Origin of the sequence: Rhizobium phaseoli, assembly GCF_001664385.1 — a bacterium.
GTDB lineage: Bacteria > Pseudomonadota > Alphaproteobacteria > Rhizobiales > Rhizobiaceae > Rhizobium > Rhizobium phaseoli.
Map to the genome: position 1 here is coordinate 3,287,324 of NZ_CP013532.1, position 15,028 is coordinate 3,302,351.

Genomic DNA, 15,028 nt, shown 5'->3' on the forward strand with positions numbered 1-15,028 from the left:
GCCCGCAGGCTAGTCGCTTATGGCGACAAAGAAAACAGGCTCCCCCTTCAGACCGGCTCGGCGATCCAGGCCCCGTTCATTTCGTCGTCCCAGTGCCTGCGGCAGAGCGAAACATATTTCTCGTTGCCGCCGACATCGATCTGCGCACCCTCGTGCAGCACCTTGCCTTGGGCGTCGAGCCGCACCACCATCGTCGCCTTACGGCCGCAATGGCAGATTGTGCGCACTTCGCGCATCTCGTCGGCGATCGCCAGCAGCTCCTGCGAGGCCGGAAACAATTTGCCCTGGAAGTCGGTCCGGAGCCCATAGACCATAACAGGGATGCCGAGCCGATCGACGACACGGGCCAGCTGCCAGACATGGACGGCCGTCATGAAATGCGCCTCATCAACGAAGACGCAGGAAATCGGCGCCCCGTCGCCGCATAGACCGGCGATGAGATTGAACAGATCTTCATGCGGCTCGAAGGGAATAGCGCTCGCTTCCAGCCCGATCCTCGAGCCGATCACGCCCCGGCCGGCGCGCTCGTCGAAGGCGGCGATCAACTGCACCGTACGCATGCCGCGCTCTTGATAATTATAGGAGGCCTGCAGCAGCAGCGTCGACTTGCCGGCGTTCATTGTCGAATAGTTGAAATAGAGTTTTGCCATCCGATGTCTCCTTGCTCGGCTTATTGAAAGCTCACAACGGCAAAGAAAAGCCCCGCCCCCGCGATAATCACAGGAATCGACCTCTAAAACCCGGCGAAAGCCGCCAAAACGAGACACTGCGAAAAAATCGCCGACGTCGCAATCGCATAGGTCGATACGACGCAAACACACTGAGGTCGCTTGTCAAACTGGGCTATTGGTGATTGGCTTGGGGACCTAAAGACTGGGAGTCTAAAATGAAAACAACAAGCACATTCAAACTTGTCACCGCAACCGCCGTCGCCGCCCTGTCGGTTGCGACCGCTGCCTTCGCTGCCGATCCCGACAGCTGCTCGACCGTCCACTTCTCGGATGTCGGCTGGACTGACATTACCGCCACCACCGCCACCGCATCAGTCGTTCTGAAGAGCATCGGCTATCAGACCGACGTCAAGGTTCTCTCGGTGCCGGTCACCTACACCTCGCTGAAGAACAAGGACATCGACATCTTCCTCGGCAATTGGATGCCGACGCAGGAAAAGGACGTCCGCCCTTATATCGACGACAAGTCGGTCGAATCCTTCGGCCCCAACCTCGTCGGCGCCAAGTACACGCTTGCCACCAACGCAAAGGGCGCGGAACTCGGCATCAAGGACTTCAAGGACATCGCTGCCCACAAGGACGATCTCGACGGCAAGATCTACGGCATCGAGCCCGGCAATGACGGCAACCGCCTCGTCATGGACCTGATCGAAAAGAACACTTTCGGCATGAAGGACATGGAAGTCGTCGAATCCTCCGAACAGGGCATGCTCGCCCAGGTCGCCCGCGCCGAGAAAGCGGGCAAGCCCGTCGTCTTCCTCGGCTGGGAACCCCATCCGATGAACACCAACTTCAAGCTGACCTACCTCACCGGCGGCGACGACGTCTTCGGACCTGATTTCGGCGGCGCCAAGGTCTACACCAATGTCCGCGCCGGTTATCTCAACGAATGCCCGAACGTCGGCGCGATGCTGAAGAATCTCACGTTCTCCCTCGACATGGAGAACCAGATCATGGGCAAAATCCTCGACGACGGCAAGGAGCCGGAAGCGGCGGCGACCGAATGGCTGAAGGCCAATCCCGCCGCGCTCGAGCCTTGGCTTGCTGGCGTCAAGACCCGCGACGGCAAGGGCGACGCGCTGGCGGCCGCCAAGACCGGCCTCGGCCTTTGATGATATGATCGGGGCGGCTCGCCGCCCCGTTTCATTTTGTCCGATTGTTGATTTTTTTTGGATAGGCGCGCCCCTTGAATTGGATCACCGACTCTAAGATTCCCATCGGCTCATGGGCCAAAGCCTTCGTGGACTGGCTGACCTCGAACGGCGAGTGGTTCTTCAACCAGCTCGCCTTCCTGCTGTCGCACGTCATCGATGGCCTGCTCTTCGTGCTGCAGAAACCTCACCCGCTGATCGTCATCGCCGTCATCTCCGCGCTGGCCTTCTGGCTGCGCCGATCGATCGGCATCACGCTGTTCACCTGTCTTGGGCTGTTGCTCATCATGAACCAAGGCTATTGGAAGGAAACGACGGAGACGCTCGCCCTCGTGCTCGCCTCCACCTTCGTCAGCATGGTGATCGGCATTCCGCTCGGCATCGCGGCCGCCCGCCGCGCCTGGATCTATGCTGCCATGCGGCCCGTGCTCGATCTGATGCAGACCATTCCCACCTTCGTCTACCTGATCCCGGCCCTGATCCTCTTCGGCCTCGGTATGGTCCCGGGCCTGATCGCCACCGTGATCTTCGCGATCCCCGCCCCGATCCGGCTGACACGCCTCGGCATCATCTCGACGCCGCCTTCCCTTGTCGAAGCCGCCGTCGCCTTCGGCGCAAGGCCGGTGCAGGTGCTGCGCAAGGTCGAGCTTCCCTTCGCTACGCCGCAGATCATGGCGGGCCTCACCCAGACCATCATGCTGTCGCTGTCGATGGTGGTGATCGCCGCTCTTGTCGGTGCCGATGGTCTGGGCGTGCCGGTCGTGCGCGCGCTGAATACCGTCAATGTCGCAAAAGGCTTCGAAGCCGGTCTCTGCATCGTCATCCTGGCGATCATTCTCGACCGCATGTTCCGCACGGCGGGTGAAGGAGACGGCGCATGACCGCGGTAAGCTTCAAGGATGTCAGCATCATCTTCGGCGATAGGCCGGAAACCGCGCTGGCCATGGTCGACCAGGGCAAGACGCGCGACGAGATCGGCGCGGCCACCGGCCTCGTGCTCGGCGTCGCCAATGCCTCGTTGACGATCGAGGAAGGCGAGATCCTGGTGTTGATGGGTCTCTCCGGTTCCGGCAAATCGACGCTGCTGCGCGCCGTCAACGGCCTCGCCCCCGTCGTGCGCGGCGATGTCGCGGTCTCTACGACCACCGGCTCAGTCAACCCTTACAAATGCAATGCCAAGGCTCTACGCGACCTGCGCACCCACACCGTCTCCATGGTGTTCCAGCAGTTTGCCCTTCTGCCTTGGCGCACCGTCGCCGAAAATGTCGGCTTCGGCCTAGAGTTGGCCGGCATGCCGGAGGCCGAGCGCAAGGTGCGCGTCGGCGAGCAGCTCGAACTCGTCAACCTGACTAAATGGGCCGACCGCAAGGTCAACGAACTCTCGGGCGGCATGCAGCAGCGTGTCGGCCTTGCCCGTGCCTTTGCCACCGGCGCTCCGATCCTCCTCATGGACGAGCCTTTCTCGGCGCTCGACCCATTGATCCGCACCCGACTGCAGGACGAGCTCCTGGAGTTCCAGCGGCGGCTGAAGAAGACAATCCTGTTCGTCAGCCACGATCTCGACGAGGCCTTCCGCATCGGCAACCGCATCGCCATCATGGAGGGCGGCCGCATCATCCAGTGCGGAACGCCGCACGACATCGTCAAAAACCCCGCGGACCAGTATGTCGCCGATTTCGTGCAGCATCTCAATCCGATCAACATGCTGACGGCGGCCGACGTCATGCAGTCGGGGCTCGGCCAGACAGCCGCCGGCATGAGCGTCAGCGCCACGGCCCGCGCCGCTACCCCGCTCATCGATGTTCTCGATGCGCTTGCCCGCCAGCCGGGCAGTATCGGCATCGTCGAGAACGGCGCCATCGTCGGTACCATCTCGGCCCAGGATATCGTCGCCGGCCTCACCCGCCATCGCCGCAAGCAGGACGCTTGATGTTTTCGATCCGCTTTGCCACAAAGCGGTTATGAAAGATCAGCCCTCGCCCCTACGCGAAACCGACGATGAAGCCCGCAAGCTCGCCCGCGTGCTGTTGCGCTCCGCACGGCACGCGGCGATCGCCGTTCTCGATCCCGAGACCGGTTTTCCCTTCGCCAGCCGCGTCCTCCTCGCCACCGATATCGATGGCGCGCCCGTCATTCTCGTTTCGAAGCTTTCGGCCCACACGAAGGCGCTGGCAAGGGACGCGCGCGCTTCGCTGCTCACCGGCGAACCGGGCAAGGGCGATCCCCTCGCCTATGCTCGGCTGACGACCCAATGTACGGCGGAGCCGGTCGAGCATGGTCATCACTTCCACGAACGCATTCGCACGCGTTTTCTCGATCGCCATCCCAAGGCAAAACTGTATATCGATTTTCCCGACTTCCTCTTCTTCCGTCTCAAACCTGAGCGGGCGAGCCTCAATGGCGGCTTCGGCCGCGCCTATCATCTCGGCGGAAGAGACCTTGTCATCCAATCGCCGGCAAACGAGGAGATCGCCGCCAAAGCGGCCGAAGCAGTGCGAGATTTAGTAGAGCGCCATCCCGATGTGGCGTCGGTGCTTGCAGTGCGCCTAAATGCTCCGGAATCGGCTTCTTGGCGCATCAGCGGCGTCGATCCGGCGGGTTTTGAGATCATTTCCGGGGATTTTTTGGTGCGATACGAATTCGAAACTCTCGCTGCGGATTCCGATCACATTTGTTCAAACATATCTAAAATAGCATACTCGATACCTTAAATTTAGGTATATACAATCTTCGAGCCTAGTTGCTAGTTTTGGCCGCCCGCTCCGGCAGACGGCCTGTCCCATACAGATGATGTACGTTTCGCATTAGGAAGATAACAATATGGAAACCCCTGATTTGGCTGACCACACGAATGTGGCGGCAGCACTATTGTCAGCCATGGCCAACCCCAAAAGATTGCTGATCCTGTGCAGCCTGGTGAAAGGCGAAGTCGCCGTCGGCGTCCTTGCCACGCAAGTCGGCCTCAGCCAGTCGGCTCTTTCACAGCACCTTTCGAAACTGCGCGCGCAGAAGCTGGTCAAGACCCGCCGCGACGCCCAGACCATCTATTACTCGAGCACATCCGAGCCGGTCATGAAGATCCTGGCGACGCTCGAGGACATCTACCTCGTTCCGGCCAGAAGCAGATCCGCGGCCTGATGATAGCGCTGACATGATCGTCAGCCATGCCGGTGCCGCACGGGAATCTTCTCGGAAGGCTCGGCAACGAAATTTCAGCACCTGAACCTTAAACGGCACGACCGGCAAATTTCGCGATTTGCCGGTCGTGTCTTTTGGCGCGTTCTTCCGGCGCTGAAGCATGTGAGGTGTTGACGCGTTGAGATGCACTGATAATTTGACCGGGCAGTAAAAATTCGGGCGACAAGCCCTTCGGTAACGGGCCGCCGACGGCCAGGAGAACAGCATGTCCAATCGCCTCAATACGCCGAACGATCTTCGCGCCTTCTGGATGCCGTTTACGGCAAATCGCCAGTTCAAGAAGGAGCCGCGGTTGTTCGTCGGCGCCAAGGACATGTATTACACCACCCATGACGGCCGTCAGGTATTGGACGGCACGGCCGGCCTTTGGTGCGTCAACGCCGGCCACTGCCGTCCGAAGATCACCGAGGCAATCCGCGAGCAGGCGGGCGAACTCGATTACGCCCCGGCTTTCCAGCTCGGTCATCCCAAGGCCTTCGAACTGGCGAACCGTCTGGTCGACATCGCCCCGGAAGGCATGAACCACGTCCTCTACACCAATTCCGGCTCCGAATCCGTCGAGACCGCGCTCAAGGTGGCGCTTGCCTATCACCGCGTGAAGGGCAACGGTTCGCGCTTCCGCCTGATCGGCCGTGAGCGCGGCTATCACGGTGTCAATTTCGGCGGCATTTCCGTCGGCGGCATCGTCGCCAACCGCAAGATGTTCGGCACGCTCCTGACAGGAGTCGATCACATGCCGCACACCCACCAGCCCGGCAAGAATAACTTCAGCCGCGGCGAGCCTGAGCACGGCGGCGACATCGCCAGCGAACTCGAGCGCATCGTCACGCTGCATGACGCCTCGACCATCGCCGCTGTCATCGTCGAGCCGGTCGCCGGTTCAACCGGCGTCCTCATCCCGCCGAAAGGTTATCTGCAGAAGCTGCGAGAGATTTGCACCAAACACGGCATTCTGCTGATCTTCGACGAGGTCATTACTGGTTTTGGCCGCCTCGGCGCCCCCTTCGCTGCGCAATATTACGACGTCAAGCCCGACATGATCACCACCGCCAAGGGACTGACCAACGGCGTCATCCCGATGGGCGCCGTGTTTGTCACCTCCGAGATTCATGACGCCTTCATGGCCGGCCCCGAGCACATGATCGAGTTCTTCCACGGCTACACCTATTCCGGCAACCCGATCGCGTCCGCCGCAGCCCTCGCCACGCTCGACACCTACAAGGAAGAGGGGCTGCTCACCCGCGCTGCCGAACTGTCCGACTATTGGGCCGACGCGCTGCATTCGCTCAAGGACTGCCCCAACGTCATCGATATCAGAAACACAGGCCTGATCGGCGCAATTGAGCTCGACCCGATTGCCGGCGAGCCCACCAAGCGCGCCTTCACGGCATTCCTGAAGGCCTATGAGAGCGGACTTCTGATCCGCACCACCGGCGACATCATCGCGCTCTCCCCGCCGCTGATCATCGAAAAGCATCACATCGACGAACTTTTCGGCAAGCTCAGGACCATCCTTCAGAACAACATCTGAAGACGCATCCGAAGATTCGCTCAAGACCCGCGACGGACAATGCTCTCGCGGGTCTTCTCATCTGAAGAGACAGGAAGCTCAGCTTACAGAGGCGACGGAAAGGCAGAGAGCGAATTTTTTCAGCAGCTGGCGATCGAAATGCCCTTCAGTGCCGAGCATCCATTTCAGTGCCTCGCTGGCGCTCCATGGCGCCTTATACGGCCGCACCGAAGTGATGGCGTCATAGACATCGCAGATCGTGGCAATCCGCGAATGAAGGCTCACCTCGCTGCCGGACAAGCTGCGCGGATAGCCTTTGCCATCGATGCGCTCGTGATGATTGAGGCAGACGTCGAGAACGATCTCCGACATGCCCTCCTGCCGCGAAAGGATCGCATGCCCCTTCTCCGGGTGGCCCCGGAGCAAGCTGATCTCATCCCTTTCCAGCGGTCCTGCCTTGTTGAGGACTTCAAGCGGAATTTCAAGTTTGCCGACATCGTGCAGCAAACCCGCGGTGCCGAGCATCTGGATCGTATGTTCGTCGAGTGCGAGATGGCGGCTGAAAAGGATCATCAGCGCGCTCACCGAAATGGAATGCAGGAAGGTTACTTCGTCTTTTGATTTCAGGCGTGTGACGCTAAGGAAAACCGAAGGGTTCTCATCCATCGACTTGGAGACGGAAGATATCACCGGCGTCAGGTGATCGACGCTGATTCCGTCGCCATTGCGCAGCCGCCCGAAGGCCTCTTCCAGCAACTGCACGGATTTCTGAACGGCCTCGCGCGCCGCCTGGATGTCGATCTCGATGTCGCGGCCCGGCAGCCCGTTGGTGTCGAGCCCCTTGCTCGTGTTGATGACGACGCTGGCGGTACCGCATTTCCGAATTTTTGCGGCATCGACTTCGCGCCGCAGGGGAAATCTGCGCTTAGACAAAAGCGGATCCTGCCACAGGCCCTCGACAGCCTCCACAAACATTCCGATACGCACCTGACCGGCATCGATACGCTTGAGCATCCAGATCTCTATTTCCCGATATGTCTATGTATTCTTTATGCAGTCTCTTTTTCAATGCTGCCGTATTTGAGTATCGTGGGATCCTACTGCCATTGGCCAAACTAACCGTTAATAGGAAAGCTAAAGACAACCCTATGGAGGTGGTTTTGTCCGACACAAGGACCGCGGATTTATCGCGGCTTCGCTTTCGAAAAATCCTCGAAAACATAGAAAATGACCCCATCGGGCGCGTCTTCGGTCGGATCGACCGTATTCTCCCGTTCGATTTGTTATGAACTTGCGCAATCTCATCAAAATTCCTAGAAATCTGGCCATGAGCCTCCCCGAGTCAAACATGGCCGGCGGGCTCGCTGATCGCGCCGCTACCGATCGTCCTTGGCACGGCCCCGGAGGGCCGTTGAATGATCGGGTAAGCCGGCGCGGCGCCTCATCGCGGGTCGAAGACCCCATCCAAGGAGACAGACAATGACCCTCAAGACATTGACGGCGACCCTCGTCGCGTCACTCACCTTTGCACCGCTTGCCCATGCCGATATCACCATCGGGCTGATCGCGCCGCTGACCGGTCCGGTCGCCGCCTATGGCGACCAGGTAAAGAACGGCGCTCAGACCGCCGTCGACGAGATCAACAAGAAGGGCGGGATTCTCGGCGAGAAGGTCGTGCTCGAACTCGCCGACGATGCCGGCGAACCGAAGCAGGGCGTTTCCGCCGCCAACAAAGTCGTCGGCGACGGCATCCGCTTCGTCGTCGGGCCGGTAACTTCAGGCGTCGCAATCCCGGTGTCGGACGTTCTGGCTGAAAATGGCGTCCTGATGGTCACCCCGACGGCAACCGCCCCCGACCTCACCAAGCGCGGCCTCACCAATGTGCTGCGCACCTGCGGTCGCGACGACCAGCAGTCGGAAGTCGCCGCCAAATACGTGCTGCAGAACTTCAAGGACAAGCGCATCGCCATCGTCAACGACAAGGGCGCTTACGGCAAGGGTCTCGCCGACGCCTTCAAGGCGACACTGAACGCCGGCGGCGTTACCGAAGTCGTCAATGACGCGATCACGCCCGGCGACAAGGATTTCAGTGCGCTCACCACCCGGATCAAGTCCGAGAAGGTCGATATCGTCTATTTCGGCGGCTATCACCCGGAAGGCGGCCTGCTGGCCCGCCAACTGCATGACCTCTCCGCCAACGCGACGATCATCGGCGGCGACGGCCTCTCCAACACCGAATTCTGGGCGATCGGCACGGATGCGGCGGGAGGCACGCTGTTCACCAACGCCTCCGACGCGACCAAGAACCCCGACTCCAAGACGGCCGCCGACGCGCTTGCCGCCAAGAACATTCCGGCCGAGGCCTTCACGCTGAACGCCTATGCCGCCGTCGAAGTGCTGAAGGCCGGCATCGAGAAGGCCGGCAGCGCCGAGGATGCCGAAGCCGTCGCCGCAGCGCTGAAGGACGGCAAGGAAATCCCGACCGCCATCGGCAAAGTCACTTACGGTGAAACCGGCGACCTGACCTCGCAGAGCTTCTCGCTCTACAAGTGGGAAGGCGGCAAGATCGTCGCGGCCGAATAAGCCACGACAGGAAAGACTGCGATCGGGCGCCATTCGGCGCCCGGTTTCGTTTGTGGGCATCGCATGTCGCGGCAGATCGGTTATAAGTTTTAGAATCGGTTGCAATGTGAGCGGTGCCATGACCAGCAGACTCGAACGTCTCATCGACCAGGGTGTGGGCCGCGTGCCCGCCGATATCGTATTGAAGGGCGGCAGCTTCTTCGATCTCGTCACCGGCGAAATCGTCCGCTCCGATATTGCTATTGGCGCCGACCGCATCGTCGGGACTTCAGGCAATTATAAGGGTGAGACCGAGATCGACATATCGGGCCAAACAGTCGTTCCCGGCTTCATCGACACACATCTGCACATCGAATCCTCACTCGTCACGCCGCATGAATTCGACCGTTGCGTCCTGCCCTACGGCGTCACCACGGCGATCTGCGATCCGCACGAGATTGCCAATGTGCTGGGAACCGCCGGCATCGAATTCTTTCTCGAATCCGCGCTGGAGACGATCATGGACATCCGCGTCCAGCTCTCTTCCTGCGTGCCGGCGACCCATCTCGAAACCGCAGGGGCCGACCTGCCGATCGAACGCCTCCTGCCTTTCCGCCATCACCCGAAGGTCATCGGCCTCGCCGAATTCATGAATTTCCCCGGCGTGATCCACAAGGATCCCGTCTGCATGGCCAAGCTCGACGCCTTTCAGGGCGTCCATATCGACGGTCATGCGCCGCTTCTTTCCGGCAACGACCTCAACGGTTATCTCGCAGCCGGCATCCGCACCGAGCACGAATGCACGACCGCCACTGAGGCGCTGGAAAAGATCCGCAAGGGCGTGCATATCCTTGTGCGCGAGGGTTCCGTGTCGAAGGATCTTGCAGCGCTGATCCCCATCATCACCGAGCGGCTATCGCCTCATCTCGCGCTCTGCACCGACGACCGCAATCCGCTCGATATCGCCGAACAGGGCCATCTCGACCACATGATCCGCACCGCGATTGCCAACGGCGTCGAGCCCCTGGCGATCTACCGCGCCGCCTCGATCTCGGCCGCCCGCGCCTTCGGCCTCCGGGACCGCGGCCTGGTGGCGCCGGGCTGGCGCGCCGATCTCGTGGTTCTCGACAGTCTGGAAGGTTGCCGAGCCGGCATGGTCTTTTCCGCTGGCCGCCGCGTCACCGACGCACTCTTTTCCACGCGCAAGCCGGTCGCTCCGATCGGCCTCGACAGCGTCAAGGCCCGACCGGTGAACGCGGCCCATTTCGGCGTGCCGGCCAGGGAGGGCGAGACATCGGTCATCGGCGTCATGCCGGGCAAGATCATCACCGAACATCGCCGCTACCGGCTGCCCGTGAAAGGCAACGAGACGGCCGTCGATCTTGCCAACGACATCATCAAGGTCGCCGTCATCGAACGCCACGGCAAGAACGGCAATCACGCCAACGGCTTCGTCCAAGGCTTCGGTCTGAAGAGGGGCGCGATCGCCTCCACCGTCGGCCATGACAGCCACAATATCTGCGTCGTCGGCGTCGACGAGGACGACATGGCGCGCGCCGCAAACCGCCTCGGCGAGATCCAGGGCGGCTTCGTCGTCGTGCAGGACGGCAAGGTCACCAGCGAAATCGCCCTGCCGATCGCCGGCCTGATGAGCCTTGAACCTTACGAGACGGTCCGCGACACGCTGCACCATCTGCGCAAGGCCGCCTTCGCGCTCGGTGCCACGCTGGAAGAACCCTTCCTCCAGTTGGCCTTCCTGCCGCTGCCCGTCATCCCTCACCTGAAGATATCCGACCGGGGCATGGTCGACGTGGACAAGTTCGCGCTGATCGGGTGATGGAATCCTTGGGAAATTTCGCGCCAGCGCCGATTTTGCGATATCGCTGGAGCAAATCATGACCAAGCTGGAACAGACTGAAAAATCCGTGACCGAACTCGACAAGCAGGAGTTCGAGGCCTTTTCGGCGTGGTTTGAAGCCCTTCAGACCGAACGCTGGTATCGACAGATGGAAGCGGACGCCGCGAGCGGCAAGCTCGATCGTTTCGCGGCGAAGGCCTTAGCGGATTTTCGTGCCGGAAAGACAAGGCCGCTTTGAAACACCATGCAACTCCCTCCTTCTGGGAGGGCTATGACGGCTTGCCTGAGCAGATACGGAAGCTGGCCGACGAAAATTTCGATCTGCTCAAACAAGATCCCAGACATCCATCCCTGCACTTCAAGCGCGTCGGCCGCTTTTGGTCGGCGCGCGTTGGCACGTCTGGAAAGCTTTAGCCATCAGGGATGGCGACGACGTCATCTGGTTTTGGATCGGCTCCCATGTGGATTACGACAAGTTGCTGAAATAATCCTCAAATCCGCGCACAGAACCCGTCCAGCGCGGCAAGCTTCACCAGCCCCGAAGCTGACACCGCTTCAAAGCCCGGCATCTCCAGCGACTCGGCCAGCATGATGCCTTCAGGCAGTCGGAATTCCGCCGGTTCGCGCGTCAGATTGAAAACGAAGAGCAGCTTTTCTCCGCCCTTCTCGCGAGTGAAGGCGAGCAGGTCCTGATTGGTGTCGACGAAGGTCATCTCGCCGTCGATCAGCGCCGGATGGCTTTTTCGGAAGGCGAGCGCCCTGCGATAGTGATTGAGCACCGATCCGCCGCTTGCCTCCTGCGTATCGACAGAAAGGGCCGCCTGCTCATAAGGCACCGGCAGCCAGCTCTTTTCGGCAGAGGTGAAGCCGGCATGCGCCTTGCCGGCTTCCCAGGGCATCGGCGTGCGGCATCCGTCGCGGCCTTTGAAGGCCGGCCAGAAGCGGATGCCGTATGGGTCGCGCAGATCCTCGAAAGCGAGCTCCGCCTCCGGCAGGCCGAGCTCCTCGCCCTGATAGAGGCAGATCGAGCCGCGCAACGCCGAAAGCACGGAAATCGCCAGCTTGGCGATGTCAGGCCGCTCTTCCTCCGTCAGCGCAAAACGGCTGACATGGCGCATGACGTCATGGTTGGAAAAGGCCCAGCAGACCCAGCCATCGGTCACCGATTTCTGGAAGGCTTCGACGCAGCCGCGGATGTGGTCGGCGGTAAAGTCCGGCCCCAGCAAGTCGAACGTGTAGCACATATGCAGCTTGTCGTCGCCGCTCGTATAGGCGGCCACCGTCTTCAGCGATCGCGCGCCGTCGCCGACTTCGCCGACGGTGGTGCGATCCTCGTAGCGGTCGAGCAGCGACCGGAAGCGCTTGAGAAAGCCGATATTCTCCGGCTGCGTCTTGTCGTAGAGGTGGTTCTGCATGCCGTAAGGGTTGGTGTCGGGCGCGTCGAGACCGGCGTCATCCTCATCGGGCTCGTGCGGCGGATTGCTTCTGAGCTGCTTGTCGCAGAAATAATAGTTGACCGTATCCAGCCGAAAGCCGTCGACTCCCCGGTCGAGCCAGAATTTCACCGTTTCCAGCACCGCATCCTGCACGGCCTCGCTGTGGAAGTTGAGGTCCGGCTGCGAGGTGAGAAAATTATGCTGATAATATTGCCGGCGCACGCCGTCCCACTCCCAGCCCGGCCCGCCGAAGATCGACAGCCAGTTGTTCGGCGCCGTCCCATCCGGCTTCGGATCGGCCCAGACATACCAGTCCGCCTTAGGATTGGTTCGGCTCGACCGGCTCTCGACGAACCAGGGATGCCGGTCGGATGTGTGCGAGATCACCTGGTCGATGACGACCTTGATGCCGAGCCTGTGCGCCTCGGCCATCATCTCGTCGAAATCGGCAAGTGTCCCGAAGATCGGGTCGACATCGCAATAATCGGAGACGTCATAGCCCATGTCGGCCATTGGCGACTTGAAGAAGGGCGAGAGCCAGATCGCATCGACACCGAGACTGGCGATATACGGCAGCCGGCGGGTAATTCCCTTGAGGTCGCCGAGGCCATCGCTGTTGGTGTCTTGAAACGAGCGCGGATAGACCTGATAGATCACCGCGCCGCGCCACCAATCCGCATTACCGCCTGCCTGCAATGCCATCGGCCACATCTCCTGCTTCGTTTGCGCCCGCAACACTAAAGCGGACGAAGCAAAAGACAACATGTGAGGCCGTTCTGGAGGTGACGGACCTGTCGCCATATGTCGTCGCGATCCGACAAGGGGGAGACGTATATAGGCTTGTCCACAACCCGTTTCCAGCCTCCGGATTTGGGGTTGCAACGCAAAGCCTTTGCGATAAGGTGCGCACTGACCTGCACGTAAAAGGTCAAACCCGGGAACAAATGTCTAATAAAGGCGCAAAGCCTAGGAAGGTGGACCCACGATGAACCATTTCGCGAAAAAATTTCTCGCCTCCGCAATGCTTGGCACATTGCTGGCGTTTTCGGCTCAAGCGGCGACGCTCAACATTCATAATGGTGGCGACCCGCAGTCACTCGATCCGCAGAAACTTTCAGGCGACTGGGAGAATCGCATCGCCGGCGACATCTTCGAAGGCCTCGTCACCGAGGATGCCAAGGACAATCCGGTCCCCGGCCAAGCCGAAAGCTGGACGATTTCGCCCGATGGCAAGGTCTACACCTTCAAGCTTCGCGACGGCATCAAGTGGTCCGATGGCCAGCCGGTCACGGCAGGAGACTTCGTCTTCGCCTTCCAGCGCCTCGTCGACCCGAAGAACGCCGCCGATTATGCCTATCTGCAGTTCACCATCAAGAACGCCGAAAAGATCAACAAGGGTGAAATTACCGACCTCAACCAGCTCGGCGTCAAGGCGATCGACGACAAGACGCTTGAAATCACCCTCGAAAACCCCACCCCCTATTTCCTCAATGCGCTGATGCATTACACCGCCTATCCGCTGCCCAAACACGTCGTCGAGGCCAAGGGTCAGGACTGGGTCAAGATCGGCAACATCGTCACCAACGGCCCCTATAAGCCGGTCGAGTGGGTTCCCGGCTCGCACGTGACGACAGTCAAGAACGATCAGTGGTACGGCACCAAGGACCTGAAGATCGACGGCGCCAAGTTCTTCGTGCTCGAGGATCAAGAAGCGGCGCTGAAACGTTACCGCGCCGGCGAATTCGATATCCTCACCGATTTCCCGACCGATCAGTACGAGTGGATGAAGAAGAACCTGCCGGGCCAGGCGCATGTCGCCCCCTTCTCCGGCCTCTATTATTATGTCGTCAACTCGCAGAAGCCGCCCTTCAGCGACAAGCGCGTCCGCCAGGCACTATCGATGGCGATCAACCGCGAAGTGATCGGACCACAGATCCTCGGCACCGGCGAACTGCCGGCCTATTCCTGGGTACCGCCGGGCACTGCGAACTATGGCGAGCCGGCCTATGTCAGTTGGAAGGACCTGCCCTATAAGGACAAGGTCGCCGAGGCCAAGAAGCTGCTCACTGAGGCGGGCTTCGGTCCGGACAAGCCGCTTCACGCCGTCCTCAGCTACAACACCAACGACAACCACAAGCGCATCGCCGTTGCGATCGCATCCATGTGGAAGCCGCTTGGCGTCGATGTCGAGCTCGTCAATGCCGAAACGAAGGTGCACTACGACCAGATGCAGCGCGGTCAGGTCGAAATCGGCCGTGCCGGCTGGCTTGCCGATTACAACGATCCGGACAATTTCCTGAACCTGCTGGTAACAGGCGTCCAGATGAATTATGGCCGCTGGTCCAATCCCGATTATGACAAGATGATCAAGGACGGCAACGCCGAAACCGATCTGAAAAAGCGCGCCGAAATCTTCAAGAAGGCCGAGCAGCTGGCGCTTGATGAATCCGCCGCCCTGCCGATCTATTACTATGTCTCGAAGAATGTCGTCTCACCGAAGATCGAAGGCTTCGTCGACAACATCCAGGACATCCACCGCACGCGCTGGCTGTCGATGAAAGAGTAAGGGAAAACGGTCCTTC

At 60.4% G+C, this 15,028-nt stretch carries 13 protein-coding genes; 10 read left to right on the forward strand and 3 right to left on the reverse strand.

What is annotated here, in order from left to right:
• Positions 1 to 47 precede the first annotated feature (47 nt).
• Entirely contained in the window at positions 48 to 650 is a 603-nt protein-coding gene (locus tag AMC88_RS15885; RefSeq protein WP_004678102.1) for a thymidine kinase, read from the reverse strand.
• Between the two features lie 236 nt (positions 651 to 886).
• Between AMC88_RS15885 and AMC88_RS15890 the strand changes: the two genes are divergently transcribed.
• The 6 genes from AMC88_RS15890 to aptA all read left to right on the forward strand — a co-directional run bounded on the left by AMC88_RS15890 (position 887) and on the right by aptA (position 6,611).
• A complete protein-coding gene (locus AMC88_RS15890; protein ID WP_012484701.1) occupies positions 887 to 1,843 on the forward strand; it encodes a choline ABC transporter substrate-binding protein in 957 nt (318 codons plus the stop codon).
• A 74-nt stretch (positions 1,844 to 1,917) separates the two neighbouring features.
• A complete protein-coding gene (gene choW, locus AMC88_RS15895; RefSeq protein WP_004678106.1) occupies positions 1,918 to 2,763 on the forward strand; it encodes a choline ABC transporter permease subunit in 846 nt (281 codons plus the stop codon).
• On the forward strand, positions 2,760 to 3,812 hold the full coding sequence (choV, locus tag AMC88_RS15900; RefSeq protein WP_012484702.1) for a choline ABC transporter ATP-binding protein: 1,053 nt from the start codon (positions 2,760 to 2,762) through the stop codon (positions 3,810 to 3,812). The genes choW and choV overlap by 4 nt, the downstream gene beginning before the upstream one ends.
• A gap of 31 nt (positions 3,813 to 3,843) precedes the next feature.
• The gene (locus tag AMC88_RS15905; RefSeq protein ID WP_012484703.1) at positions 3,844 to 4,593 is read left to right on the forward strand and encodes a HugZ family pyridoxamine 5'-phosphate oxidase; all 750 of its coding nucleotides are present in this window, start codon (positions 3,844 to 3,846) and stop codon (positions 4,591 to 4,593) included.
• Positions 4,594 to 4,702: 109 nt separating this feature from the next.
• Positions 4,703 to 5,020 carry an ArsR/SmtB family transcription factor gene (locus AMC88_RS15910; RefSeq protein ID WP_004678111.1) on the forward strand — a complete coding sequence of 106 codons (318 nt, stop codon included), beginning with the start codon at positions 4,703 to 4,705 and terminating at the stop codon, positions 5,018 to 5,020.
• Positions 5,021 to 5,285: 265 nt separating this feature from the next.
• Positions 5,286 to 6,611 carry an omega-aminotransferase AptA gene (gene aptA, locus AMC88_RS15915; RefSeq protein ID WP_064825498.1) on the forward strand — a complete coding sequence of 442 codons (1,326 nt, stop codon included), beginning with the start codon at positions 5,286 to 5,288 and terminating at the stop codon, positions 6,609 to 6,611.
• Positions 6,612 to 6,689: 78 nt separating this feature from the next.
• On the opposite strand, the gene AMC88_RS15920 is transcribed toward aptA, so the two are convergent.
• Complete coding sequence (locus AMC88_RS15920) at positions 6,690 to 7,604, reverse strand: HD-GYP domain-containing protein (protein WP_004678116.1); 915 nt, start codon at positions 7,602 to 7,604, stop codon at positions 6,690 to 6,692.
• A gap of 465 nt (positions 7,605 to 8,069) precedes the next feature.
• Between AMC88_RS15920 and AMC88_RS15925 the strand changes: the two genes are divergently transcribed.
• The 3 genes from AMC88_RS15925 to AMC88_RS15935 all read left to right on the forward strand — a co-directional run bounded on the left by AMC88_RS15925 (position 8,070) and on the right by AMC88_RS15935 (position 11,248).
• Entirely contained in the window at positions 8,070 to 9,173 is a 1,104-nt protein-coding gene (locus tag AMC88_RS15925) for a branched-chain amino acid ABC transporter substrate-binding protein (protein WP_064829995.1), read from the forward strand.
• A 118-nt stretch (positions 9,174 to 9,291) separates the two neighbouring features.
• A complete protein-coding gene (gene ade / locus AMC88_RS15930) occupies positions 9,292 to 10,989 on the forward strand; it encodes an adenine deaminase (protein ID WP_064825500.1) in 1,698 nt (565 codons plus the stop codon).
• Positions 10,990 to 11,047: 58 nt separating this feature from the next.
• Positions 11,048 to 11,248 (forward strand): hypothetical protein, encoded by a 201-nt coding sequence (locus AMC88_RS15935; protein WP_012484709.1) that lies wholly within the window; start codon positions 11,048 to 11,050, stop codon positions 11,246 to 11,248.
• Between the two features lie 253 nt (positions 11,249 to 11,501).
• On the opposite strand, the gene bglA is transcribed toward AMC88_RS15935, so the two are convergent.
• Positions 11,502 to 13,148, reverse strand: coding sequence for a beta-galactosidase BglA (bglA, locus tag AMC88_RS15945; protein ID WP_012484710.1), 1,647 nt, complete (start codon positions 13,146 to 13,148; stop codon positions 11,502 to 11,504).
• A gap of 283 nt (positions 13,149 to 13,431) precedes the next feature.
• Here bglA and AMC88_RS15950 point away from each other — a divergent pair, with 283 nt between their 5' ends.
• On the forward strand, positions 13,432 to 15,012 hold the full coding sequence (locus AMC88_RS15950) for a peptide ABC transporter substrate-binding protein (protein WP_004678124.1): 1,581 nt from the start codon (positions 13,432 to 13,434) through the stop codon (positions 15,010 to 15,012).
• Positions 15,013 to 15,028: the final 16 nt, after the last annotated feature.